The organism is Brevibacterium sp. K11IcPPYGO002, assembly GCF_050920635.1.
Taxonomy (GTDB): Bacteria; Actinomycetota; Actinomycetes; order Actinomycetales; family Brevibacteriaceae; genus Brevibacterium.
Genome location: NZ_CP131929.1, coordinates 166,770 through 193,088, shown reverse-complemented (window position 1 = coordinate 193,088; position 26,319 = coordinate 166,770). Strand labels below are relative to the sequence as shown.

General features: G+C 64.7%; 20 protein-coding genes. 3 read left to right on the top strand and 17 right to left on the bottom strand.

What is annotated here, in order from left to right; genetic code table 11:
* Position 1: 1 nt before the first annotated feature.
* The 4 genes from QYM46_RS00890 to QYM46_RS00875 all read right to left on the bottom strand — a co-directional run bounded on the left by QYM46_RS00890 (position 2) and on the right by QYM46_RS00875 (position 5,328).
* A complete protein-coding gene (locus QYM46_RS00890) occupies positions 2-1,747 on the bottom strand; it encodes a gamma-glutamyltransferase family protein (RefSeq protein WP_432791771.1) in 1,746 nt (581 codons plus the stop codon).
* 61 nt (positions 1,748-1,808) lie between these two features.
* Entirely contained in the window at positions 1,809-2,723 is a 915-nt protein-coding gene (locus QYM46_RS00885; protein ID WP_432790344.1) for an ABC transporter permease, read from the bottom strand.
* Positions 2,720-3,676 carry an ABC transporter permease gene (locus QYM46_RS00880; protein ID WP_432790343.1) on the bottom strand — a complete coding sequence of 319 codons (957 nt, stop codon included), beginning with the start codon at positions 3,674-3,676 and terminating at the stop codon, positions 2,720-2,722. Before QYM46_RS00880 ends, QYM46_RS00885 begins: the two co-directional genes overlap by 4 nt.
* Positions 3,673-5,328, bottom strand: a complete 1,656-nt coding sequence (locus tag QYM46_RS00875; protein WP_432790342.1) for an ABC transporter substrate-binding protein — start codon at positions 5,326-5,328, stop codon at positions 3,673-3,675. Before QYM46_RS00875 ends, QYM46_RS00880 begins: the two co-directional genes overlap by 4 nt.
* A gap of 133 nt (positions 5,329-5,461) precedes the next feature.
* On the opposite strand from QYM46_RS00875, the gene QYM46_RS00870 reads away from it, so the two are divergent.
* Positions 5,462-6,163, top strand: coding sequence for a YoaK family protein (locus QYM46_RS00870; protein ID WP_432790341.1), 702 nt, complete (start codon positions 5,462-5,464; stop codon positions 6,161-6,163).
* An 81-nt stretch (positions 6,164-6,244) separates the two neighbouring features.
* Here QYM46_RS00870 and QYM46_RS00865 read toward each other — a convergent pair whose 3' ends face one another.
* Positions 6,245-7,540 (bottom strand): MFS transporter, encoded by a 1,296-nt coding sequence (locus tag QYM46_RS00865; protein ID WP_432790340.1) that lies wholly within the window; start codon positions 7,538-7,540, stop codon positions 6,245-6,247.
* 79 nt (positions 7,541-7,619) lie between these two features.
* The gene (locus QYM46_RS00860) at positions 7,620-9,083 is read right to left on the bottom strand and encodes a M20/M25/M40 family metallo-hydrolase (RefSeq protein ID WP_432790339.1); all 1,464 of its coding nucleotides are present in this window, start codon (positions 9,081-9,083) and stop codon (positions 7,620-7,622) included.
* A gap of 139 nt (positions 9,084-9,222) precedes the next feature.
* Between QYM46_RS00860 and QYM46_RS00855 the strand changes: the two genes are divergently transcribed.
* Together QYM46_RS00855 and QYM46_RS00850 are read left to right on the top strand one after the other, a co-directional pair.
* Positions 9,223-10,122, top strand: a complete 900-nt coding sequence (locus tag QYM46_RS00855; protein WP_432790338.1) for a LysR family transcriptional regulator — start codon at positions 9,223-9,225, stop codon at positions 10,120-10,122.
* Positions 10,123-10,204: 82 nt separating this feature from the next.
* Positions 10,205-11,161, top strand: a complete 957-nt coding sequence (locus QYM46_RS00850; RefSeq protein WP_432790337.1) for a PCC domain-containing protein — start codon at positions 10,205-10,207, stop codon at positions 11,159-11,161.
* Positions 11,162-11,237: 76 nt separating this feature from the next.
* Here the strand turns inward: QYM46_RS00850 and QYM46_RS00845 are convergent, their stop codons facing one another.
* The 11 genes from QYM46_RS00845 to QYM46_RS00795 form a co-directional block, all read right to left on the bottom strand.
* On the bottom strand, positions 11,238-12,005 hold the full coding sequence (locus QYM46_RS00845) for an SDR family NAD(P)-dependent oxidoreductase (protein WP_432790336.1): 768 nt from the start codon (positions 12,003-12,005) through the stop codon (positions 11,238-11,240).
* 116 nt (positions 12,006-12,121) lie between these two features.
* Positions 12,122-13,642, bottom strand: coding sequence for a TRAP transporter large permease (locus tag QYM46_RS00840; protein WP_432790335.1), 1,521 nt, complete (start codon positions 13,640-13,642; stop codon positions 12,122-12,124).
* Positions 13,639-14,193 (bottom strand): TRAP transporter small permease, encoded by a 555-nt coding sequence (locus QYM46_RS00835; protein WP_432790334.1) that lies wholly within the window; start codon positions 14,191-14,193, stop codon positions 13,639-13,641. Before QYM46_RS00835 ends, QYM46_RS00840 begins: the two co-directional genes overlap by 4 nt.
* A gap of 1 nt (position 14,194) precedes the next feature.
* Positions 14,195-15,235 carry a DctP family TRAP transporter solute-binding subunit gene (locus QYM46_RS00830; protein WP_432790333.1) on the bottom strand — a complete coding sequence of 347 codons (1,041 nt, stop codon included), beginning with the start codon at positions 15,233-15,235 and terminating at the stop codon, positions 14,195-14,197.
* Positions 15,236-15,346: 111 nt separating this feature from the next.
* A complete protein-coding gene (locus QYM46_RS00825; protein WP_432790332.1) occupies positions 15,347-16,252 on the bottom strand; it encodes an SDR family NAD(P)-dependent oxidoreductase in 906 nt (301 codons plus the stop codon).
* The gene (locus QYM46_RS00820) at positions 16,249-17,991 is read right to left on the bottom strand and encodes an AMP-binding protein (protein WP_432790331.1); all 1,743 of its coding nucleotides are present in this window, start codon (positions 17,989-17,991) and stop codon (positions 16,249-16,251) included. Before QYM46_RS00820 ends, QYM46_RS00825 begins: the two co-directional genes overlap by 4 nt.
* Positions 17,991-19,154: a thiolase domain-containing protein gene (locus tag QYM46_RS00815; protein ID WP_432790330.1), complete on the bottom strand. Its 1,164-nt coding sequence runs from the start codon at positions 19,152-19,154 to the stop codon at positions 17,991-17,993. Before QYM46_RS00815 ends, QYM46_RS00820 begins: the two co-directional genes overlap by 1 nt.
* Before the next feature lie 235 nt (positions 19,155-19,389).
* Entirely contained in the window at positions 19,390-21,894 is a 2,505-nt protein-coding gene (locus tag QYM46_RS00810; RefSeq protein WP_432790329.1) for a GcvT family protein, read from the bottom strand.
* Between the two features lie 62 nt (positions 21,895-21,956).
* Positions 21,957-23,309: an MFS transporter gene (locus QYM46_RS00805; RefSeq protein ID WP_432790328.1), complete on the bottom strand. Its 1,353-nt coding sequence runs from the start codon at positions 23,307-23,309 to the stop codon at positions 21,957-21,959.
* A gap of 47 nt (positions 23,310-23,356) precedes the next feature.
* Positions 23,357-24,871 (bottom strand): 2Fe-2S iron-sulfur cluster-binding protein, encoded by a 1,515-nt coding sequence (locus tag QYM46_RS00800; RefSeq protein ID WP_432790327.1) that lies wholly within the window; start codon positions 24,869-24,871, stop codon positions 23,357-23,359.
* Positions 24,868-26,088, bottom strand: coding sequence for an aromatic ring-hydroxylating oxygenase subunit alpha (locus QYM46_RS00795; protein ID WP_248279238.1), 1,221 nt, complete (start codon positions 26,086-26,088; stop codon positions 24,868-24,870). The genes QYM46_RS00800 and QYM46_RS00795 overlap by 4 nt, the downstream gene beginning before the upstream one ends.
* Positions 26,089-26,319: the final 231 nt, after the last annotated feature.

The following is a 26,319-nucleotide window of genomic DNA, read 5'->3' as shown; positions in this document are numbered from 1 at the left end:
CTCACCTACCCGCCGCGTAGCCCTGAGCACCGCGTGGATTGGCGCCCGCCGTCAGTCGGCCCGTCTTCGGGTCGCGAGTCACACATGACAGACGCCCTAGGTCCCAACTCCCGGCACGGGTCACTTCGTGTCCACGTGAGATGAGTCCGTTGATGACGTCCTCGCCGAGACGGTCCTCAACGACCGCTCCTCCCGGCACCCACGTACGGGGCCAGAAGGAACCCGCCAACGCGGTCGTATGCAGAGCTGGAGCGTCGATTGCCTCCTGCGCCGCGTAACCGCCGACGAGCATCCTCAGAATCAACAGCAGCTGCCACTGTTCCTGTTGATCACCCCCCGGAGATCCGAGGGCGATGATCGGCTCCCCGTCCTTTGAGATCAAAGTTGGCGTCAGTGTCGTCCTTGGACGCTTACCCGGAGTCAGCGCCGACGGGGCCGTTTCATCCAACCACATCATCTGCAGACGCGTGCCGAGACAGAACCCAAGTTCGGGGATCGTCGGGGAAGACTGAATCCAACCCCCGGACGGGGTAGCGGAGATCATATTTCCCCAACGATCAACAACGTCGATATGGCAGGTGTCTCCGTTATTCACACCATTCTTCTGCACAGTCGGTTCGCCGATGCCCGCCTTGATCAAGGCTTCCTTGTCCGCCCCTTCCAAGGTCAGCGGAGGCTGGAACGTGGGTGCAACTCCTGCACGGTCAGCGCCGGGACGGAAATCGTGCGATGCAGTCGAGCCGATGAGCTCGCGACGCTGAGTCGCATACTCCGCACTGAGAAGCCACTCAAGGTCCACATCGTTGTCGCCGTAGTAGGTGTCCCTGTCAGCCATCGCGAGCTTGAGCGCTTCGAGGATTGTGTGGGCACCCAGTTCGGTCGAGGGATCGAGACGGTCGTCGTCGAATCCCTCAAGGATCTTCAGAGTCTGCAGCAGCACAGGGCCCTGGCCCCACGCCGCGATCTTGGCGATCTGATACCCGCGGAAGTCGATTGTCACCGGCTCCTCGAAGTGGGCATCGAAGGAAGCGATGTCTTCCAGGGTCATAACCCCTGCATGGTCAGTGCCGGTCGAATGTCGGTGCGGTGCCTTGATGAACTCGGCGATCGCTTCGGCCACGAACCCTGTCTTCCATTCACGTCGGGCTGCCTGAATCCGCTCCTCTCGAGTTTCAGCGTCATCCCCAGCAGAGATCAGGCGACGCAGGACATCGGCATACTCGTGGTTGAAGATCAGGTCGCCAGCGTTCGGAACTTCACCGTTTGGCATCCACTGCGCAGCAGACGTCGGCCAATGCTCAATGAAGAGTTCCCTGACCTTTTCGATGGTCCCGACTGTCCGAGCAAGTGCGGGATGACCGTTGTCTGCATAGTCGATCGCGAATTCGAGAACGTCGGCCAGTTCCCAGCTGCCATGGTGTTCGAGAAGGTTGAGCCACGAATCGACCGCCCCCGGAACAGCTGCGGCAAGCGCCCCAGCGCCGGGAACCATATCAAGACCTTCGCTCCGAAAGTGCTCGATGCTGGCTGCGGCCGGAGCTGGACCCTGCCCCATCATGATCTTCGGAGCAGATGGCTCCTCTGCTGTTGCAAAGACACCGGTCATGTCGCCGGCGGGCCCGTTGAGATGTGGCTCGACAACATGCAGCAGAAAGGCTCCTGCCACCGCAGCGTCGAAAGCGTTGCCCTCCCTTTCAAGGACTGCCTGCGAAGCCGCGGTCGCCAACCAATGTGTCGACGCGGCCATGCCGAAATGACCTTCAAGGGTAGGTCTGGTCGTGAACTCGGGGGGTGTGGTGAATGACAAGTCAGTGTCCTTTCTTGGAATTGGGATCGAGGGAGTCGCGCAGGGCATCGCCGAAGAGATTGAAGGCAAGGCAGATGAAGAGAATTGCCAGACCCGGGAACAGCGCGGTCGATGGTGCGCGGAAGATGTACTGCTGAGCATCCGACAGCATGATGCCGAGGCTGGGCGACGGCGGCTGGATGCCAAGACCGAGGAACGACAGGATCGACTCTCCGATGACTGCAGTGGGAAGAATGACTGTCGCCTGAACGATGATCGCAGAAGCGGCATTGGGCAGAATGTGCATACCCAGAATTCGTGTCTTCGATGCATCGGTTGCGATCGCTGCTTTGACGAAGTCGGCTGACTTCAAGCGCATGGTCTCGCCTCTGACGACTCTGATCATCGTCGGCACCTGCGAGATGCCCAACGCAATCGCAGCATTGGCCAGGCTCGGTCCGGAGATGGCTGCCAGTCCGACGGCGATGATGAGGAAGGGGAACGCCAGCGTGACATCTGTCAGACGCGAGATGACTGCGTCGAGTCCTCGGAAATACCCTGCCAACAGGCCCAGAGGGGTGCCTACGACTACTGCCAAAAGCACCGCCAGAAGCCCTACCTGGAGGGACGCTCGAACCCCGAATGCGAGTCGCGACAGAATGTCACGCCCGAGGTCGTCTGTGCCGAACACATAGCCGACTGTTCCAGGCACCTGAAACGGAACTTCGAAGTTCGTCTGCGCGAATCCGTATGGGGCAATCAGTGGGGCGAAGACACCGATCAGAACAACGATGACGACCATGATCGAACCGATGAGCCCCGAGGGGGTCGAAATGATCGACCTGATCAACCAGAGCGCCCGGTTGGACGACGCGTGGAACTCGGGAACCAATCCTTGAGTCTGCTTGTTCGTGTTGGTGACAAGTGGTGTGCTCATGATGCATCCTCACTGACGCGAATCTGAGGGTTGATGACCGAATAGAGGATGTCTACGGCCAAGTTGATGAGAATGTAGGACACGGTGATCACAAGAACTACTGCTTGGATCACGGGATAGTCGCGAGAGAACACAGCGTCAAGAGTCAGTTTGCCGAGTCCGGGAAGAGCGAAGATCCGCTCGGTGACAACAGCTCCAGATATCAGTCCGCCCAGCTGAAGTCCGACGATGGTGACCAACACGATCAGCGAGTTGCGCAGACCGTAGCGGAAGAGAACCCGCGGACGCGAGAGTCCTTTCGCCCGAGCCATTCGAACGTAGTCAGTGCCCATAGTCTCGATCATCGAAGCTCGCGTCTGACGAGTGATGACTGCTGCAAGGCTGGTTCCCAGGATTACAGCCGGCAGAGTGAGATAGTAGATGCCTTTGATCGGCTCCGAGAAGATATCGACATATCCTGAGGCCGGGAACCAGCCGAGGCCGACCGCCAGACCGAGGATTGCCAGCAGTCCCAGCCAGAAGTTGGGCACGGAGAGTCCGAGCAATGCAATGAAGTTGCTGCCGAATTCCGGCCATCGACCGCGGAACCGTTCCGCGATCATGCCGAGCGCAACTCCGACGACCACAGCTACGACGATCGCATAGAGCGCGAGCCACAGCGTGACCGGCAGAGTAGTGGCGATCATGTTGGTAACCGGCAGTCCGGTTCTCGTCGACTCGCCCAGGTCTCCGGTGACGACGGATCCGATGAACTTGATGAATTGCATCAGCATCGGCTCATCGAGGCCAAGGTCGCTGCGGATGGCTGCGAGACGTTCCGGCGTCGCCTCTTCACCGGCCATGGCCAAGGCTGGGTCGCCGGGCAGCATTCTGACTCCGAAGAAGATGACGATCCCGGAGAGCACGAAGGTGATGATCGCGTGAAAGATCTTGGTGAGGACAAAGCGAGTCACTTCCGGCCTCCATTCTTCAAGAAGCCAGCTTCCGAAAGGTGGACCACACCATCCGAGAAGACCTGGATTCCCGCAACATCTTCGGTATAGGCGGTGAGGTTCTTCTGCCGGTAGAGGTAGATGATCGAATTGGTTTCTCTCATCCGTTCAGTCGCCTTCCCGTACAGTTCTGCACGCTTCTTCTCATCGGTTTCTTCGCTTGCCTTGGTCAGCAGATCATTGATCTGAGCATCGTCGATTCCAGTGACGTTATTGGCGGCACCTGGGAAGTGGAATGAATACAGGTTTCCGTGCGGATCGACTCGTCCAGACCACCCCAGTTGGAGCATCTCGTAGTCTCCGCGGTCTTGGGCATCGAGCAGCGCGGTGTATTCCACCGGCTGCACCTTGATATCGAATCCGGCTTCTTTCGTCGCAGCCTGGATGGCCTGGGCAAACCGGAGGGTGTCCTGGGTATTCGAGACTTTCATATTCACTTCGAGTGGAAGTTCGACCCCGGCGTCCTTGAGGATCTTCTTTGCACCCTCCGGGTCGTAGGCGACGCAGCCATTGCTGGCCTCAGTCGCAAACGGGCTGTCAGGGGCGATGCCAGAACAGGCTGGAGAGAACCAGCCGTTGAAGACGGTGTTGACCAGAGCCTTGCGATCGATCGCCATTGACAGAGCTTTACGCACTTCCGGCTTCTGGCCGAGAGGACCGGAATAGTTCTCCTTCTCGTCTCCGAATCCCATGTTGACAGTCAGTCCCTGGTAACCCAGCGAGTTCGACTGCAGGAGGCCGATCCCAGATTCAGCGTCCAGCGCATCGACATCTTGTGGCGAGATCGTGTCGGCGACTTGCACGTCTCCCGAGCGGATATTCGCGGCACGGATATTCGCGTCGGTCATGATCTGGTAGGTAATCGAATCCAAGTGGATCGAGTCCGCGTCATAGTAATTGGGATCTTTAATGACCTTGATCGATGTCTGAGCGATCCTCTTCTCGAACTTGAACGGTCCGACGCAGACTGGGTGATCACCGAAGTCTTCGCCCTGTTTTTCCAGTGCTGTCGGCGACATGATCATGCCTGCCCTATCAGCCAAGGCGGCGGTGAAGGGTGCGAAAGGTTTGTCGAAGGTGACTTCAACCGTGTGATCATCAGCAGCTTCAATTGATGAAATCGGTCCGAGCTCGGCCGCACGTGAAGAAGCCTCGAGGTTAAGTCCGCGCTCGATCGTGGTCTTGACCGCGTCAGCGTCGAAATCGGTTCCGTCAGCGAACTTCACGCCTCGCTTGACTGGAATTCTGACGGTTTTGCCATCTTTGGAGATAGTGGGTAGTTCCGTCGCAAGCATCGGCACTATCTCGCCGTTTTCATCGATGTCATAAAGCTTCTGACACATGGTCTGCATTACGTAGCGCGTGTACAGAGATGACGATGAAGTCGGGTCGAGCCGATCCGGCTCAGATGACAGGGCCATGACAAGATTGCCGCCGTCTTCGAAGTCTGACGCATCAGCATGCACCGACTTCACATCAGTCCGATCCGGCGGGTCCTCTAGCGGCTGCACAGGAACGCATCCCGCCAACAGTACAGCGCCGACAAGCGCCGCGCTTATCCGAATTTTCACTCGCACTCCCTCGTGGTCTCGGATCTTGGTGATTTGTTGCATACAATCTATAGTGAAATTAACCTTTTGCATACAAAAAATGTGAAAGTTTCGAGATGTGGGAATCAACCGACGCACTTCTCTCTACACATTCAGGACTTGCTCCAGTCGAACCTCCCGCCCCGAAAGGACCCTCATGACTCGTCGCCTCGACCTGGCCATGCTGCTGTTGCTGACCTTCTCGACCGGCATGGTCGATGCCATCGGCTACCTCGGCTTCGACAAGGTCTTCACGGGCAACATGACCGGCAACGTCGTCATCCTCGGCATGGGTCTGGCCGGCGCCGACGGCGTCCCCGCCCTCCGTCCCGCCCTCGCGCTCGTGTTCTTCATGATCGGCGCGGCACTGTCCGGGCGAATCCTCGGCGACATCGGCGAGAATTGGCACCATCGGACGACCGTGATCTTCTCGGCCGTCGCCGTCGGCTGTGCCGCATTGTCCGTCTACGTCGCGGTCGTTCCCGATCCAGAGATCGGCCTGGCCGGCACGATCTTCACCTCAGCCCTGTCCGCGCTCATGGGTGCGCAGGCCGCGGCCGCGCGGAAGATGAAGATCGCCGATGTCACCACCGTGGTCGTGACCTCGACGATCGTCGGCCTCGCCGCCGATTCGAGCCTGGCCGGCGGCGACAATGTCCGCTGGATCCGCCGGGCACTGGCCGTCGTCCTCATCCTCATCGGCGCTCTGGCCGGTGCCGCCACGCTCATGCTCAATCAGTGGATCGGCATCGCCCTCGTCGCCATCATGATCGCCGCCGCAGCCGTGATCGGCCACCTCGCTGAGAAGAAGAGACGAACCCGCGCCGAGGCGGCCGCCGCCGTTGCCTCGAACGCCTGAGTTCGCGTACCGCCCAGTTCGGGCCGTGGCCGCATTTGGCCACGGCCCCAACTGTCACAGCGGCACCCGTCGCGCCTCGCGTCAGCGCACGCCGAGCTTCTTCCACACCACGAGGATCGCCGTCACGCTCAGCGCTCCGGCGAGCAGCACCCAATAAGCCGGTGCCTTCGCGTCACCGGTGATGCCGATGAGCCAGGCCGCCACCAGCGGGGTCAGTCCTCCGAAGATTGCCACTCCGACGTTGTAGCCCAAGGACAATCCCGTCCCCCGCACCTCGGTGGGGAAGATGTCACCCATGACGCTGGCCAGCGGCCCGTAATAGGCGGCCTTGAGGATCGAGAAGATGATGACGACGACGATGAGCACCGACAGCGCGTTGGCCGCGACGACCCAGGTGAACAGCACCCAGGTGAGAACCATGACGGCGAGCGCCGCGGGAATCATGAAGGTCAGCCGTCCGAGCCTGTCGCAGAAGTAGCCGGCGACCGGAGTGCAGAAGAACAGCACGAGCCCGGACACGAGGGTCGCCCAGAACCCTGCGGAGCTGTTCATACCGAGGTTGTCGACTGCATAGGTCGGCACATACGTGATGAAGTAGTTCAGGCAGGTCGAGACAGCGATCGCGCCGATCGCCAAAACCACGGCCAATTTGTGATGTCGCAGCACCCCTCCGATGGCCGCTGCTTCCTTGGGCTTCTCGGCTCGGGCAGCGGCGAAGGCAGGAGATTCGGGCACATGCCGACGAATGTAGAGCCCGACCGGACCGACGAGGAGCCCGACGATGAAGGGCAGACGGAACCCCCAGGTCTCAAGCTGCGCTTGAGACAGCGTCGTCGTCACGGCCACGCCGATGATGGAGGCGAGGATCGTCGACATCGCCTGCGAGGTGAACTGCCAACTGGCCGCGAAGCCGCGGCGGTCGGGCAGGTGTTCGACCATGAGTGAGGTCGCCGACCCGAATTCGCCTCCTGCGGCGAATCCCTGAATGAGCCGGGCGAGCAGAATGAGAAGCGGCGCGGCCAGTCCGATGACATGTGCCGGCGGCATGAGCACGATCATCAGGGTGCCTGCGAACATCAGCCAGATCGTCAGCGTCAGTGCCGGCTTGCGCCCCTTCCGGTCGGCAAAGCTGCCGAGCACGATTGCCCCGACCGGGCGGATGAAGAAGGACAGCGCGAATGTGCCCAGGGCAAGCATCACGGAGACGGCGTGGCTCTCGGAGGGGAAGAACGCCACAGAGATGTAGACGGAGAAGTACGCATACACCGAGATGTCGTACCACTCGAGGGCATTGCCGATCGAGGCCGCGGTGATGACCTTCCACGATTTCACCGGCTTGTTCTCAGCGGTATTCTGCGTCGACAGCGCTTCTGTCATGATTGGGCTCCTTTGCCTGCAGTGTGGTGGTGGGACGGGCTGGTTGGCGGCGACACGGGGCCTCCGACAGCAGGTGGGGTCATTTCGAGGAGAACCAGTCGTCCGGACGCATATGCATGTCCCAGAACATTCCCGTCATGATCTCCGCCCCCTGCTCGAGGATCGACACCAGGGCATGTTCATCGGGTGCGTGCTGATTGCAGCCCGGGTAGGAATGCGGCACCCAGACGGTCGGCAGTCCGAGCACCTCGGCGAAGACATCGTTCGGAATCGTTCCCCCGAGGTTCGGCTCGACGGCGGCCCCAAGTCCGGTCGTCTTACGGATCGATTCCGCCGCCGCCGTGACGACTCGTGCTCCCGGGTCCAGACGTGTGGCCGGCATGCAGTGTTCGAACTCGACCGCGACCCCGTGGATCCCTTGTTCTTCGAGGAAGATCCGGACCCGGTTCTCGAAGTCGCTGACATCCGTGCCGACGACGTAGCGCAGCTGCATGCTCGCCGAGGCGGTGCCGGGGATCGCGTTGACGACCTGAGCCGGATCCCCGGCATCGAGAGCGAGGACCTCGAGGACATTGAAGGCGAAGACCCGTTCGGCGGGACTCAGACCGGGCTCGCCCCAGTTCGGATCGGTCTCCGGCGCCCCCTCCTCGACGATGTCGGGAAGCTTCGCCACCGCGTCGATCACCGAGGCGGGAGGAGCGTCGGGGCGCAGAGCCGGGATCCGGATGACGCCGTGGCCATCGACCAGCGCATTGATTGCGGCGGCGATGACCGTGGCCGGGTTCCGCAGACGACCGCCCCAGTTTCCCGAGTGATGGTCGCCGTCGCGTTCGTGGGCGATGAGCCGGAAGTTCAGGGCCCCGCGGGAGCCGAGGAAGAGCGTGGGCACCTCGGCGGCGATCCGCGGACCGTCGGAGGCGAGGAAGAGCTCGGCCGAGAGGTCAGCGGCATGTGCGGCCGCAAACGAGCGCAGGCCCATGGATCCTGCCTCTTCGGCGGTCTCGAGGAGGACCGTGACGTTGTAGCCGAGCGTCGCCTCGGCGACTGAGCCCGTCCCGCCGAGACCGGCGAGCACGGTCCGCAGCGCCACCGTGTTCACGCTGTGCTGTCCCTTGTTGTCGGCGGTGCCGCGGCCATACAGGCGATCACCGTCACGGGTGAGCACCCAGGGGTCGAGCCCTTCGGCCCACTGCGAGTCGTGGGCGAACTGCACATCGGCGTGGCCGTAGAGCAGCACCGTCGGCAGCCGCTCGTCCTCGACGCGGGTGGCGATGAGCAATGGATGCTCATCCGATTCCGGGTTGTCGTGGATGGTCGAGGAGAAACCGAGTTCGGCGAGTTCCGGGACGATCTCCTCGCTGAGGTAGGCCAGCGCTGCCGGCCCGCCCCCGGGAGCCTGGCTTTCGGTGCGGCGCGCGACCCGGCGGGAGAGACGGTCGATGAAGTCCGTGCTGCGGACGAATGCACCGGCACGTCGGGCCAGGTCGGTTCGGGTCTCGGCGGATTGTGCCGCAGCCTCGCGGCCGGTGTTCTCTGTGTTCATGACTGCCAGCCTCGCCGAGGAGCAGGCTCGGCGACAGCCGGATCCGTCCACGCCCGGGTGCGATTCCCGCACCGAGGTGGTGCGTTTGCTGCACCACCGACGTACGCTGGTCTCGCACCCGGCCCGAAGGACGACCACGATGACCGATCTCCGCAGTCTCACCACTCTGCTCGCCGTCGTCGAATACGGGTCGATCCACCTGGCCGCGAGGTCGATCTTCATCTCCCACTCGACCGCCAGCCGTCAGATCAGGAATCTGGAAGAGCATTACGGCACACAGCTGTTCGAGAGGACGAGCTCCGGCGTCATTCCCACCGCTCAATGCCTGGCCGTCGCCGATTTCGCTCGCCGGACCATCGCCGAGTCGGAACTGCTCGCCGACTCATTCGGCGAGTACTCGGGCGCCGTCGAAACGGTCTCGATCGTGACGAGCACCGGTTTGGGGCAGACCGTGGTGGCCGATGCCATCAACCGGCTCATGCGGACAACGGACCGAGTTCAGGTCAGCATCATCGACCGAGGCTCGGTCGAGGCTCTGCAGGTGCTGCGGAATCGACAGGCCGATCTGTGCGTGAACTTCTCGGTCTCGAGCCAGGAGTTCGGGACTCTGCCCGGAGTACGCAGAGTCGCCGAGGTCGAAGCGGCGAACTTCGCAATCCTCGACGAGGACCACCCGCTGGCCGACCGGTCCAGCCTGTTCATCAGAGACATGATCGACTATCCCGTCGGCACCCTGCCCGCAGGGAACACGGCGAGGATGCGCATCGAGCAGGCCGTGCGAGCGCAGGGGCAGGTCTTCTCCCCGTCACTTGAGGCCACGTGTCCAGTGCTCATGCTGCGATCGCTCGTGGGAACGTCGATGATCGCCATGATGGCGGGACGGACCATTCCGACGAATCTCGATGCGGTCGGCTGCACAGCGGTCCCGATCATCGACCCGGATATCGAATCACGCTACATCCAGATCCTCGAAGCCGATCCGCGCCGCGAGTCCCACGGCCTCGACCTTGTCGTGGAGGCCCTGCAGAACAGCCTCTGATTCCTCAAAAGCTGTGGAACATCACGTTCCACCACATGGATTCTCGGCGACATCGACGCTGGCCGCCGACGATAATCGAGCCATGAGCAATGGAGCCGAGACGACAGCACTTCAACAGCCGACCTTCCCACTCAAAGCGCCGGGAACGGCGGTCGTCCACGCGGGCCAGCGACAGAGTCCCCGCATCGTCTCCGTGCCGACTCGCTGCACTGAGCACGTCCTCGAACTCACGGAGGGCGCGGACCTGTTCAGCGCCCTCGAGCAATCGCTGACCGATTTCGCCGTTCCCGGCATCATGGCCGAGTTCGTCTCCGGCGAATTCGGGCACATCGACTACGTCCACCCCGCCTATGGTCCCGATGCCGAGCACCCGATGTCGTTCACCGAGGCGTTCACCATCGATGTCCCCACCCGACTGCGACATGCATCGGCCACCATCGGCGTCCGTGACGGCTCTCCTTTCTGCCACGTCCACGCATCGTGGACCGGTCCCGACAACGAAGCCAGAGGCGGCCATCTGCTGCCGGGCACGCTGGCAGGGCCGGCCGGACTGACGATCCGACTCTTCGCCCTCCCTGACGCGCAGCTGCTCAGTGAGGTCGATCCCGAGACCGGGTTCTCCGCGTTCGCGCCGCACCCGGTCACACCGGCACACGCCACCGCGTCAGCATCAACCGCGCCCGATCTCGCCGAGGCGGCCCGCCCCGCCGATGCCGTCGTCTCCCGGATCCGTCCTGGTGAGATCCTCGGCGAGGCGGTCCTCGCCGTCTGCCGGACCGCCGGCTTCGACTCCGCCGAGGTGACAGCGAGCCTCGGCAGCACGACCGGAGCCGTGTTCACAGGCGGCAGTGCCCCATGGCCGGCCGTCGAGTTCACCCACCTGAGCGGAACCGTCACCGATGCCGCGAGCGAGACCCCGCAGGTCACCCTCTTCGGCGAGGTCGTCGACGTCGCCGGAGAAGTCAGCTTCGGCACCCTCGAATCCGGAGCCAACCCGGTGGCAGTGACCTTCGAACTCTTCGTCCGCCGCACGAACTGACCCGCCAGCCACGGCCGACAGAACAGCGCCCCGGCACAGGTAACGTCCCGAGGCGCTGATTCAACTCAGACTTCCCTCACGACATCACGGCCCCGCCGTCGACGCGCAGGATCTGCCCCGTCGTGAATGCGGCACCGTCGGTGGCGAGGTAGGCGACCGCCTCGGCGATCTCATCCGGCTGACCCATACGGTCGAGCGCCTGGCCCGAGGTGTCATAGGTCTGTCCGACGGTGAGCGCGGACTCGACCGGGCCGGGAGCCACCGAATTGCAGCGGATGCCCCGGCGTCCGTACTCCTTGGCCACCCATTTCGTCAGGGCGATGATCCCGCCCTTGCTCGCCGCATACGCCGGCCCCGAGCGGGCACCGGCCTCCCCGTCGGAGACCGCTCCCCCGTTGATGCCCGAGATCGACGAGATGTTGATGATCGACCCGCTCCCGGCCTCCCACATGTGCGGGTGGACGGCGGCCTTGATGAAGTTGAACGTCCCACCGAGGTTGGTCTCGATATCGCGCTGCCACTGTTCAGCGGTGATCTCATCGATGCCGATGCGTGCGGCCGTGCCCGCATTGTTGACGAGGATGTCGAGACCCCCGAAGGTCGACACGAACGACCCCACCGCGGCAGTCACCTTGTCGGCGTCGCGGACATCGAGGGAGAACGCCGCGAATCGCTGATCCGGGTACTCCGAAGCCAGCCCGGCCGCGGCCTCCTCCGCGCCCTTGAGGTCGACGATCCCGACCGAGGCACCCCGCCTGGCAAGCGCGCTGGCGATGGCCAGGCCGATGCCCTGCGCGGCACCGGTGACCAGGGCCGTCTTGTTCGTGAGCAGATACGGTTCCATGATTCTCCTTCGACAGAGGTGAGTGAGACGTGAGATTCCCGGCCCGACCGAATGGCCGGGCCCGCCGGCCGAGGCCGACGCCCGCAGGCGCCGGCCCCGACAGCTGGCAGACCGAACTATCCGACCCCGAGCAGGTCGGGCAGCCAGTTTGAGATCGCCGGGATGTAGGTGATGAGCAGCAGGGCGATGATCGCGCAGATGAGGAACGGCATGATTCCGCGCGCGACCTCCTCGAGCTTGATCTTCCCGATGCCCGCTCCCACATAGAGGTTGAGCCCGACCGGCGGGGTGAACAGGCCGATGGCGAGGTTGACGGTCATGAACACACCGATCGTCGTCATGTCCACGCCCACGCCGATGAGGATCGGCACGAGGATCGGGATGAACAGGTAGAACGCGCTGATCGCGTCGACGAAGGCCCCGACGATGAGCAGGATGATCGTGATCGCCGCGAGGATGAGGCACTTGTTGTCCGTCACGCCCAGCACCGCCGTCGAGATCCGGTCGGCCACCCCCTCGACGGTGATGACATAGGAGAAGAGGCTGGCCACGCCGACGATGAACATGATGACCGCGGTCGAGACCCCGGACTCGAGGAACACCTTCGGCATGTCCTTCCAGGTCAGCTCCCGGTAGACGAACACCCCGACGACGAGCGCGTACACGGATGCGACGGCTCCCGCCTCGGTGGGGGTGAAGATTCCGCCGTAGATCCCGCCGAGGATGATCACCGGGATGAGCAGCCCGGGAATCGCCTTGATCAGCGCGGACATGAACTCACCGAACCCGCCGTCGTGATGGGCCGTGACCGTCGGATCGACGGTTCCGACGCCCGATCCGGACGATCCGGAACTCGCCGAGGCGGCCTTCCCGTTCGTCGTCAGCAGCTGAGTCTTGCCCGCTGTCGCAGAATCGCCTGCCGCACCGTCACCCGAACCGCCGTTCCCGGCGGAACCAGACCCCACCGCAGTCGACGTCGACCCGGCCCCCGCCTCGGCGCCGGCCTTGGCCCTCACCGGCAGACCGGCGAGCTCACGCACCCGCGGGACGAACAGGGCCGCGATGAAGAACGCGAGCGCCATGATGATGCCGGGCACGATGCCGGCGATGAACAGCCGGGAGATCGAGATCGACCCGAACTCGGCGGCGACGACGGCGAAGATGATGAACGCGATCGACGGGGGCACGACGATGCCAATCGACCCGGAGGCCGCGACGAGGGAGACCGCATGCTTCTTCTGGTACCCGTTGCGCACGAGCGCGGGGATGAGGATCGCACCGATCGCGGCCACGGTGGCCGGCCCCGATCCGGAGATCGCGGAGAAGAAGAACGCGGAGATGATCGTCACCGCGGCCAGGCCGTGGCGCAGGCGTCCGAAGATGAGGAACGCGAGGTCGACGAGCCGCTGCGAGATGCCCGTGTACTGCATGACGATGCCGGCGAGGATGAAGAACGGGATCGCCAGCAGCGTGCCCGAACTCATCGACGGGAACATCACCGAGGGCACGACGTCGAGGACCTGGAAGCCGTCGGTGGTCACAAGCGTGACGACGGCGGACAGGCCGAGGGCGAAGGCGACGGGGATCCCGAGGCCGAGGAAGAGGAAGAAGCTGCCGAAGAGCAGAAGCGCGATCATTTCCGGCCTCCTTCGGCATCGGCTGAGAATTCGGACGAATCGACGGTCGGGGTCGCCTCACCGGCGAGCCTGTCGACGACCGCCTCGGCGGAGGTGTCCTCGCCCAGAGCCGTCCGCAGGGCCTGGATGCTGCGGATGATTCCGAGCAGACCGGCCAAGGGGATGGACAGGGTGAACAGCCACTGCGGGATGCCCAGCGATGGGGTCGCCCGGCCGCGCAGCCCCTGCGCGATCGTCATCTCGCCGCCCCAGATGAGGAGAACGGCGAGGAAGACGACGATGAGTCCGGTGCCGGTGAAGAGCAGAGCGCGGCGGGTCCCTGCCTTCGCGTTCTCGACGAGGTAGGTGAATCCGAGATGCGCGCCGAGGCGGATCCCGACGACGGCTCCCATCATCGTGAGCACGACGAGGAGGTTGATGGTGATCTCCTCCGAGAAGGCCAGCGAGGCCTTGAAGATGTAGCGGGAGAGGACGTTGACGAAGGTGACGATCACGATCACCATGAACGAGGCGATGATGACCCAGTCCTCGAAGAATCTGATGACTCTCATCTCACAGTCCTTTCGGGATGAACGCCTGGGCCATGTCCGGTCCCCAGACCTTGCGGTATTCGCTGTAGATCGGACCCAGCTTCGCGCGGAAGGCGTCCTTCTCCTCGTCGCTGAGTTCGTTGACCTCCATACCGGATTCCTTGAGTTTGTCGATGAGCTCGGACTCACCGTCACGGTTCTTCTTGATCTGGAACGCGTTCGCATCACCGGCCAGCCGGGTCACAAGCTTCTGATCCTCGGGCGTCAGGGAGTCGAAGAGATCCTTGTTGACGCCGAGGATGAGCGGGTCGTAGGAGTAGTTCCACAGCGTCAGGTACGGCTGGACCTCCTGCAGGTTCGCCGAGTAGATGACGTCGATCGGGTTCTCCTGCCCATCGATGGCACCCTGCTGCAGCGCGGTGAAGACCTCGCTGAAGGGCATCGTCGTCGGGTTCGCGCCGATCTGCCGGTAGAGGTCGGTGTACATGCCGAAGCCGGGGATGCGGAACTTCATGCCCCGCATGTCCTCGGGGGTGTGGATGGGCCGGTGCGTGTTCGTCAGCTGCCGCATCCCGGATTCGCCGAAGCCGAGCAGATGCACTCCGCGTTCGGCGAGGTAGTCCTTGTACACCTGCCCGCCGGCACCGGCGAGTGCCTCCTGTCCGTCCTCGACGGAGTCGAAGACGAAGGGCGCGGTGACGGCGCCGAAGCGCGGGTCGACGCCGGCGTAGATGATCGGCGAGTTGTAGGAGAAGTCCTTCGCACCGTCCATGAGCTGTTCGACCCCGGCGGTGGGTTCGCCGGCGGAGAGTCGTTCGCTCGTGAAGATCTTCATCGTGATCCGACCGTCGGTCTCTTTCTCGAGGTCCTTCGCGAGCTTCTGTGCCGCGAGGTACCACGTGCTCGTCGAGCCCGTCGTCACCGTCATCTTCCAGCGGTAGCGCTGCTTGCCGTCGTCGGTGGTGCCGAAGTTCGTTCCGCACCCCGCCAGCAGCAGGGCGCACACCATCAGTACGGCGGACCAGACGAGCATGGTCCTCGTCGTCCGTGTTCTCGGCACCATTGCCTCCTTGATTTCCGTTATTTCACTGTCGTTGAGTTCGGCGGGGTCAGGCCCCGCTGCGGCGCAGTCCCTCGCCGAGGCGGTCGCCGCCGTCCGTACGCACCGTCCGCGTCATCGTTTCGGCATCCCCGCGTAATGGGTCAGTCCCCCGTCGACGGGGATGAGCGTCGAATTGATATAGGTCGATTCGCGTGATGCGAGGAATACCGCGAGGTCCGCGACGTCTTCGGGTCGGCCCATTGACCCGGTCGGGGATTGGGCGTGCCGGGCGGCGAGCATCTCCTCGACCGAGTCGTAGTGACCCGAGATCGAACGATGGATGAGCGGGGTCTCGATGAGCCCCGGGGCGATCGAGTTCGCGCGGATGCCTTCGGAGGCGTACTGCGCGCCGACGACCTTCGTCAGCTCGATGAGCCCGGCCTTCGACGCCGCATACGCCGGGTAGTCATAGCCCATATACCGCATCCCGCCGACCGAGGACACCGTGATGATCGACCCGTGCCCGGCCGTGCGCATATGCGGCAGGGCATGCTTGATCGCCGAGAACGCCCCGGTGAGGTTGATGTCGAGGGCTCGGCGGAAGCCGTCGGTGGCGAGGTCGTCGACTCCTCCGTTGACGACGATTCCGACGTTGTAATGGAGCACGGTCGGCCCGCCGAGGCGGTCGGCGCAATGGGCGAACGCCGCCGCCAGCGAGTCCTCGTCGCCGACATCGGCGACGACCGTGGTCAGTTGAGCGTCGAGATCAACCCCACCGAGGTGGCACCGCCCGGTGGTGTCCGCCCCGTTCGAGTCGGCCCGGGCGGCCGCCTCGGCGAGGGCCCGTGTCGCTTCGTCAAGCGCACCTGGGTCACGGTCGACGATGCAGACCTTCGCCCCCTCGCGAAGGAATCCGATGGCCGCAGCGAAGCCGTTGTTCACCTCCCCGTCCGGAGTGCCGCAGCCGATGGCCATGATCGTCGTGCCGACTAACCTACCTGCCGGCCCTGACACGACTGCCGTGTCTGCTGTGCTCATCGTGCGCTGCCCCGTCCCTGCGAGTATTCGGCTTTGAGTTCCTTGCGCGCGAGTTTGCCGTAGGCCGTCACCGGCATCGTCTCGACGACGTGGATCTCCTTGGGCACCTTGTACGCGGCGAGCCCCGACTTGCACAGCGCGGTCAGCCGCTCGGCCAAGTCGGCGATGCTGCTCGTATCCGCGGCATCGGCCCGGTCGCCGCCGCCGGGACCAGCATCGGCACCGGCCGGCGCCTTCGCACGTTCGATCACGGCCACGCCGATCTCGCCCCACTGCGGGTCGGGCACGCCGACGACGACGGCCTGGGCCACCTCGGCGTGGGTGAGGAGGAGCTCCTCGATCTCGCGGGGGTAGACGTTCGATCCGCCGGAGATGTACATATCGGATTTGCGGCCGGTGAGGAACAGGTACCCGCGGTCGTCGAGGTAGCCGACGTCGCCGGTGTGGAAGAGTCCGCCGGCGAAGGATTCGGCGTTGGCATCGGGGCGACCGAGGTAGCCGGCGCACACGGTCGGTCCGGCCACGCAGACTTCGCCCTGCTCTCCGGTGGGCAGCTGCGTGCCGGTCTCGTCGACGATGACGATCTCGACTCCGGTGCGGGCACGGCCGCAGGTGCCGATGCCGGCGTTGTCGACGGGGATGGCTCCGTGGTCCTCGGGGCGGAGGATCGTGATCGCTCCGGTCACCTCGGCGAGGCCGAAGTACTGGACGAGGCAGGGTCCGAGCCGCTCGAGCGCCCGAGCCTGGTCGGTCGCGAGCATCGGGGCACCTGCGTAGATGACGCGCTCGAGGGTGTGGTCCTCGGGTCCGCGGCCGTCGGGAAAGCCGGCGACGATGCGGTTGAGGATGGTCGGGACGGTGAAGGCGTTCGTGATCCCGTAGGCGTCGATGGCCGGCCACAGGGACTCCACGCTGGGCTTGCCGCCGGGGTGGATGACCGATGGGGTGCCGCCGAAGACCTGCCCGAGCATGTGGATGCCCGCCCCGTGCGACAGCGGTGCGAGCACAAGGGAGGCTCCCGTCTCGTCCTCGTTGGGAAAGAGGTCGCAGCGGTGGTTCATGAGCACCGCGCCGAGGTGGCGGTGCGTGAACGTCGCGGCCTTGGGTCGGCCGGTCGACCCGGAGGTGAAGAAGTACCAGCAGGGGTCGTCCTCATCGACCGTCGAGTCGACGGCTTCGGCATCACTCACCTCCGCCGAGAGCACACCTTCGCGCCGAGACGACTCTTCGTAAAGGATGCTGTCGACGTCAAGTCGTGCGCTCGGCGAGGTGCCGCCGGTGGGCAGGTCCCCGATCCAGAAGACGGGGCCGGTGAAGCCCGTGCCTTCGAGGGCCGTGACGAAATCGGAGTGGGCGCGGTCGGCGATGACGGCCGCCGGGGCCACCTCGGAACTGATGCCGAGCAGCTCCTCGGTCGACAGGGCCGCGTTCGGTGGGGCGATGACCCCGCCGGAGCGCAGAATCCCCCAGAACGACTGGATCACCTCGGCGTGGTTGGCCGAGACGAGGAGGACGGTGTCGCGACGATCCACCCCACCGGCTTGGAGGGCGGCGGCGAGCGCCTCGGCGCGGGCGTCGAGTTCGGCCCAGGTCCACCGCTGCCCGTGATCGTCGTCGACGACGGCGAGGCGGTCGGGCAGACGTCGGGCGGTCTGGGTGAGGAAGTGGGAGACGTTGACCCCGCGCCGAGGTGTGGGCGTGAAGTCCTTGGCCGGGGAGGTCTGGGAGACGGCGCGCATCAGCGGACGCGCTCGAGGACGGAGGCGAAGTTCGACACGGCGGCACCGCCCATGTTGAAGACTCCGGCGAGTTCCGGGGACTCGATCTGGATGCCGGGTGACCGACCGGTCAGCTGAGCGGCGGCCAGGGCGTGCATGGACACACCGGTCGCGCCGATGGGGTGGCCCTTGGACTTGAGTCCGCCGGAGGGATTGACGGGCAGACGACCGCCGATCCCGGTGGCGCCCTCGTCGAGCAGAGTGTGTCCCTGACCGGGAGCGGCGAGGCCGAAGGCTTCGTATTCGAGGAGTTCGGCGATGGTGAAGCAGTCGTGGGTCTCGAGGAAATCGAGGTCGTCGATGCCGATGCCGGCGGCCGTGAGCGCCTGGTTCATGGCCGCGCGGGCGCCCGCCATCTCGAGCGGGTCGCGCTGGGACAGCGGCAGGACGTCGTTGGCGTTGCCCATGCCCCTCCACGTCACGGCCTGCGGCGCGGAGGCGGCGACATCCTCGGCGGCCAGGACCAGCGCCGCGGCTCCGTCGGAGACCATCGAGCAGTCGGTGCGGCGCAGGGGTTCGGCGACGTACGGGTTCTTCTCGCTCACGGTGTTGCAGAAGTCGAAGCCGAGGTCCTTCTGCATATGCGCCAGAGGATTCTGCGATCCGTTCGCGTGGTTCTTCGCGGCGATCTTCGCCAGTGCCTCCGAGTGATCGCCGTAGCGGGCGAAGTACTGGCGGGCGATCTCGCCGAAGACTCCGGCGAAGGATTTGAAGTGCTCTTCCTCTTCTCGGAAGCTGGCGCTGAGCAGCACCTCGTTGACGTCGTGGCCGGAGGCCTGGGTCATGCGTTCGGCACCGATGACCAGGGCCGTCTTGTGGCGGCCGGCGGCGATGGAGTCGTGGGCGGCGAAGATCGCGGCAGACCCCGTGGCGCAGGCGTTCTCGTGCCGGTGGGCGGGCGTGCGGCCGAGTTCGGGGAACACGGTGCCCGGCAGGGCGGCTTCGAATCCTTGGCGGGAGAGCCCGTTGTTGAAGACGCCGACGTGGATGACGTCGATGTCGGCCGGTTCCAGTCCAGCCTCGGCGATGGCATCGCGGGCGACGTCGGCCATCATCTGGGGCAGCGGTGATTCGGACCGGCCGAACTTGCCGTGGGACCAGCCGATGATCGCAGGTGAGGACATGGACACTCCTTCGGGTACCGGGCTCTGCGGAACGAGCACTGTCCTCACATACTTTCCCGGTCCCATCAGCCGGTCAAAGAAAATCCACCATATGGAACATTGGTGTCGGCCTTCTACACACCTCCACCGGCCCAGCCGCCGAAAAACGCATGGAGCGTCGAGAAACGGGCGCACACCCGTTTCTCGACGCTCCATGCGTTTTTCGATGAGCTTCGGCGGCGACTGCCGCCCCGGCTCAACCCTTCAGGCGCGTCATCTCCGGGTCGAAGAGCGGCTCGGCGGTGACTGTGGCCGGCAGACGGCGGCCGAGGTATTCGATCTCCACGGCGTCACCGACCGACAGGGTGTTCGGCAGCCAGGCGTAGGCGATCGACTTCCCGATCGTGTAGCCGTAAGCCGCCGAGGTGACGTACCCATCCGCGACACCTGAGCCGCCGACCACGTACACCGGCTCGTTGCCGAGCGCGACGTCCGAGGGCACGTCGAGGGTGAGGCAGGTCAGCTTCGTCGTCGCCTCAGCCGCCCTGGACTCGAGCGCGGCCTTGCCGATGAAATCGTCGGTCTTCGAGGCCTTCACGGCGAATCCGAGTCCGGCCTGAACCGGTTCGTGTTCGCTGGTCATGTCGGTGCCGAAGGACCGGAAACCCTTCTCCAAGCGCATCGAGTTGAACGCCTCGCGGCCTCCGGCGATGATGCCGAATTCCTCACCGGCCTCCCACAGCACATCCCACAGTCGCGAACCCAGATCCGCCGAGGTGTAGATCTCCCAGCCGAGTTCGCCGACGTAGGACAGGCGCATCACCGTGACCGGCACTCCCCCGAGCACTGCGGGCTTCGTCCGGAAGTACTTGAGGCCGGCGTCGCTGAAGTCCTCATCGGTGACCTTGGCGATGACGTCCCGGGCCAGGGGTCCCCACAGCCCGATGCAGCAGGTGCCCGGAGTCGTCTCGCGCACGGTCACCCACTTCGACGGGTCGGCGGCGGACTGGTGCTTGGCCGCCCGTGAGATGGCGGCGAAATCGATGTTCGAGTTCGCTCCCACCTGGTAGGTCTCTTCGTCGAGGATCGCGACCGTGATGTCGCTCGTGATGCCTCCGGCCTCATCGAGCAGCAGCGTATAGCTGACCGCTCCGGGCTTGCGCAGCATCGACGAGGTGGTCATCCCGTGCAGCAGTTCGCCGGCACCGGGCCCGGTGACTTCGAAGCGTTTGAGCTGGGTCATGTCGAACATCGCCACCGAGGTGCGCGTCTTCCACGCTTCGGCCGCCGCGATGGGCGAGTGGAACTGATCCGCCCAGGCGTCGCGTTCCGGTGCCGCCCACTCGGACGGCATCTCCTCGAGCAGAGCAGCGTTCGCGTCGAACCAGTGCGGACGCTCCCAGCCGGAGGTTTCGAGGAAGAACGCACCGAGCTCCTCCTGCTGCCGCCGGAACGGGCTCGACCGCAGGTCACGCGGGGCGACCCGCGGCTGCAGCGGGTGGATGATGTCGTAGATCTCGACGAAGTTCTGCTGCGAGGTCTCGCTGACGTAGTCCGGAGTCGTCTGCACGTCCTCGAAGCGGTTGAGATCGATGCCGGACAGGTCGGTCTTCGACCGGCCTTCGGCGATGAGCTCCGCCACGGCGCGGGCGATACCGGCGCCATGGGTCACCCACACCGCCTCGGCGACGAAGAATCCGTCGACCTGACGGGACTGTCCGACCAGTGAACCGCCGTCCGGGGTGAACGAGAAGATTCCGTTGAACCCGCGCTGGATCTGCGTCTGTGCGAGTTCGGGCAGCAGAGTCTTCGTCGCCTCCCATTCGGGGGCGAAGTCGTCCGGGGTGAACTCGAGGCTCGAAGGCATCCGTTCGGATGTGATCTCGTCCGGCGAGTAGGTCCGCAGGGTGTCGAGGTCGACGGGCATCGGACGGTGGGCGTAGGAGCCGATGCCGATCCGCTCACCCCATTCGCGGTAGTACAGGTCCTTGTCCTGGTAGCGCAGGATCGGCGCCTGTGCCCCGGCGGGCACCTCGTTCTTGCCGATGAGCGAGGGCACCTCGGTGGTCCAGGCGAATTGGTGGCCCAGCGGCAGCAGCGGGATCGGGGTGCCGACCATCTCACCGATCTTCGGTCCCCAGAATCCGGCGCAGGAGACGACGATATCGGCGGGGATCCGATCCTCACCGGCGATGACGGCGCTGACCCGCCCGCCTGTCGTCTCGATGTCGGTCACCGTGGTCCGGTCGCGGAATTCGACTCCCGCGGCACGGGCACGTTCGATGACGAGCTGAGTTCCCTTCGCCGCCAATGCAAGCCCGTCACCCGGAGTGAGCAGTCCGCCATGGACCATGTCCCGGTTGAGCATGGGGAAGAGCTTCGCGCACTCGTCGGCGTCGATGACGTCGGCGTCGACGCCGTAGGACCGGTTCCATCCGGCCCTGCGGTGCAGATCCTGCAGACGATCCTCGGTGGTGGCGATCTCGAGTCCGCCGACGGGCAGGAACGAGCCGCGGCCGTCGGCGTCCTTGAGCGAGGTGAGTTTCTCGATCGTGTACTGCGCGAACTCGGTCATCGACTTCGACCCGTTCGACGAGAAGACGAGTCCCGGGGCGTGGGAGGTCGAGCCGCCCGGGATGGTCAGCGGGCCCTGTTCGATGACGAGGGTGTTGGTCCAGCCCAGCTGCGCGAGTTCGTCGGCGAGGTTGGCGCCGACGATGCCGGCTCCGATGATGACGACTCGTGGTGATGTCTTCGGCACTGAGTACTCCTTGTTGTTGACGGTGGTAGAGGCTGTTGTCGCAGCAGACGCCGGAGCGGGGCTCAGACGTCCAATGCGGAGAATTTGGTTTCCGGTGCCCAGAAGATCGAGGCGACGAACCCGACCAGGGGGAAGATCGCCGCGATGAGCAGGGTGCTCGAAACTCCCAGGTGTTCGAGCGTGACCGGGAACAGATAGGTGGCTCCGGCAGCACCGACCCGGCTGAATGCCGCGGCGTAGCCGACGCCGGTGCTGCGGAACCGGGTGGTGAACATCTCCGGGGGATAGACATACTGGATGCTGTTCGATGCGGTGATGATGAGGACGAAAGCGCCGAAGACGATGAGCACGACAAGCGACGGCAGATCAGTCCACCCGCCGAGGACGACGAGCAGGACCACCATGAGCGCGAAGGTCCAGTTGACGAAGGTGCGTCTCGGCAGCAGCCACAGCAGCCACAGCCCCACTCCGGCGCCGAAGAGCTGGAGCGCGTTCATGAGCAGATCGGTGGAGAACCCGTTGTTGAGATCGAGGTCGTCGAGCACCGGCACGATGAACGTGAAGATCGCGAACAGCGGTCCCACTTGGCAGAACCAGAACAGCCCGGAGTAGATGATCGTGCGGGTGTCGTTCTCCCGGAAGAAGTCCCGCAGCCGGGTCTTGACCACCTCGGCCGGGGCTGGAGGCAGTCCGTACTGCGGGCCGTAGTGCGCGGTGATGATCGCCTGCGCCTCGTCCGTGCGGCCCTGCGCCTGCAGCCACCTCGGCGACTCTGGCAGCGCCATCCGCAGGATGAGGACGACGAGTGCCGGCACCGCGCTGCTGGCCAGGAGCATCCGCCAGGAGTCCGCGTCCCAGACGTGGGCGACGACGAAGGCGGAGATGAACCCGATGAACCAGAAGGCCGCGATCGATCCGAGCAGGACGCTGCGGTGGCGGCGCGGAGTGAACTCCGCGAGCAGGGCCGTGCCGACCGCGTACTCGACGCCGATGAGCAGCCCCAACAGCAGCCGCATGGCCACGAGATCCCAGGTGCCGACGACGAAGAGCTGGGCCAGGGAGATGACGACGAAGCCGACGAGGTTCCAGAAGAACACCCGCTTGCGCCCATAGCGGTCAGCGATCCGTCCGAAGAACAGGCCGGAGACGAAGATGCCGATGAGCGCACTCGCCGCGATGAGTCCCTGCCCCAGCGCCGACAGTCCCAGTTCCGCAGCTGCCGGAGAGACCGCCCCGCCGATGACCCCGAGGATGTAGCCGTCGATGAATATTCCACCGAAGGCCGCCACCGCGACGAGGAGCACGAGCCGATTGAGCGGAGCCTCATCGACCGAGATCCGCCCGGCACCGATCGGCTGCGCGACAGCACCCCGACGGACCGGCTCGATGCCGTCGATGTCCTTCTGCTGTGTCATGTGGTCTCCTTCGACTCACTCAACGAATGTTGTGGTCAGGGCCCTGTTCAGGCGTCGATGACGAGGTCGGTCTTCGCCGTCGAGCAGCACGGCAGGAACTTGCCCGCGTCGATCTCCCTGGCGCGGATTCCGCCCAGATGATTCATCTCGACGTCCCCGTCGAGCTTGACGATCTTGCAGGATCCGCACATGCCCTCCTGGCAGTTCGCGGGGATCTTCACCCCCGCCTTCCGCGCGGCCTGGAGGACCGTTTCGTCCTCCCCGACGCAGACGTTGAGGCCGGTGCGCACGAACGACATCGTGTGCTCACCCTCACCCACAGTAGGCAGTGCGGCGGGGTCGACGACCTCCGTTTCGTCATCGTCGGACGATCCCGTCGCCGAGGCGGCCGTCCGGCTCCCCGCCGAACCCGCAGACCCAGCGTTCGACGCGGACCCGGAACCCGCCTCGGCGAGGTTCTCGTCGGTGACCCCGACGACCTCGATCTCGACCTCGTCCTCGACGGGCACGACCGCCTCGGCGTCGACGGCTTCGGTCGGCGCCCCGACGGCCTCGATGGGACCGTCGGCGTCGTATTCGGGTTCGTACAGATCCAACGCGGCGGGCTGGGACTCGAAGTACTCCTCTGTCGTCGCCGCGATCTCCTCGGCGATCTCACCGGCGATGGCGACTTCCTCGGCGTATTCGGCACGGATCTCGCGGTCGCCGGAGAAGAACTCCATGAACACCGAGGTGTCGTCGACGCCGACGCTGCGCAGCAGCTCGGTCGCGGAATTGAGGTAGCCCTCCGGACCGCAGGCGAAGACCTGCCGGCCGTTGGCATCGGGGACGAGTTCCTCGAGCAGCTCCTGCGACAGCCGACCCGTCCGCCCCGTCCACTCCTCACCGCACTCGCGATCGCCGAGGCAGTAGATGACCTTGATCCTGAAGTCTGCCTTGGCGAGGAAGTCGAGCTCCTCGGAGAAAGCGAAGGAGTCGGGGGCCGAACCGTGGTAGAGGAGGACGACGTCGGCCTGCCCGGGCAGGGCATGGACGGTCCGGATCATCGACATCAGCGGGGTGATCCCGGCCCCGGCCGCGAGCAGCAGGAAACGAGCCCGCCGGTCATAGTCGGCCAAGTGGAAGGCCCCGACCGGGCCGAGCATGTCCAGGGTCGTTCCGGGTCGGATGTTCTCGTGTGCCCACGGAGACACCCGACCCTTCTCGTCGCATTTGATCGTGATCGAGAACGTCCACGGTTCGGTCGGAGCCGACGAGATCGAATAGCTGCGGGATACCGGTTCGGCATTCGGTCCGTCGATGGGGAAGTCGATGTTGATGTACTGCCCGGAGCGGAACGCCAGGGGCGCACCGTCCATGCGACGGAAGACGAAGACCATCATGCCACCCGCCTCGGGGATGGTCTCCACACATTCGGCGGTGAACTCCTGCGGGTGCCAGGGGCCGAGCGCGGTGGCGGCCCCGGCCGGGCCCGCGGTACTCGACAGCACCCGGTTCCACGGCATCTCCAGGCCCCGAACCCGCTGGGCGAGCGGTGTCGCCGGCGCAGCGGAGGACCTCATCCGATGTGCTCCCGCATCCGAGTCACGTACCAGTTGATGAAGGCCTCGACCTGGTATTCGCTCTTCATGTACGGACCCTGCTCGTAGAACGGGCTCGCCGCTCCCTGCTGGCAGAGTTCGACGAAGGCTTTGTCCTGCAGGTTCGTCTGCTTCCACGTGTGGGTGAGCGTCTCGAGGTCGTAGTCGACGCCTTCGACGGCGTCATCGGCAACGAGCCAGGTGGTGCGCACCAGCGTCTGGTGTGCGTTGATGGGGTACGCGCCGAAGGTGATGACATGATCGCCGAGGAGGTGGAACCAGGAGTTCGGCTGCAGGTGCATCGAACACCGTCCGAGCCGGAAGTCGGGCAGGTCGCCGAGCAGCTTCTTCGACAGCCGACGCCCGTCTGCGGAGAAGGACTCCCCCGCCCCGTCGAGTGATTCGCGGGAGATGCGGATCCCACCGACGCGGGTGTCGAGCTCTTCGACGACCTCATAAGGCAGGCCGTAGCGGCGGCAGCGGTATTCGAGGGAGGCCTGCGCCTGCTGGTTGCGCTCCCATACATCCTCGAGATGGGGAGGGATCGTCTCGTCGGTCAGGCCCCAGGTCGGGAACAGCGAGCAGGCGAGCTCCGGATGGCCGTCGCAGTGGTAGCACTCGCGGTTGTTCTCCATCACGAGTTTCCAGTTGCCCTCTTCGACGATGTTCTGCTGGTACGCGACCTTCGTCTTCCCCAGCTCGTGCGGGCCGATATAGGGTTCGAAGATCTTCGCGGTCTCGTGGAAGTCCGTCGGCGGCTCCTCGGCCAGGCAGATGAACACGAGCCCGGCGGCGATCTTGCCGTGCGCGCGCTTGAGCGCGTAGCAGGACTTGTCGAAGGTCATCTCGCCCGGCGCCGAGGCGTGGATGAGGTCGCCCTCGGGCGAGTAGGTCCACGAGTGGTAGCCGCAGACGAGGTTGCCCGTCGTGCCCTGCGGGTCAGTGAGGACTCGTGCCCCGCGGTGGCGGCACACATTGTGGAGGACGTTGACTCCGCCGTCGTCATTGTGCAGAACGATGAGTGAGTACGGACCGTAGTCGAGCGTGACGTAGTCACCGGGCTCGGGGATCTCGGCGACGCTGCAGGCGAAGACCCAGTGCTGGCCGAAGATGGCCTGCATGTCGAGGTTGAACAGATTCGGGTCGGTGTAGAACGGCGCCTCGAGCGAGAAGCCGGCTCGACGGGTGTCGAGTCTGATACGGGTCTCGTCGAGTTTCTCCTCGGTGAAGCCGGCAGGGAAGCCCTTCTTCGTCGGTGCCAGGTTGGTAGCGGTCAATTCTCATCTCCCTTGATGTCAGCCATTCACGGCCGGTCGATGAGGCGGCGAACCCCTCGACCGAGGCCGTGGAGACCGAGCCGTGCGGCTGAGATCTCGTGAGCAAGAATAATCAGCAATAACCTCCGGTAAAAGCGCGAGATTTCGTTACAT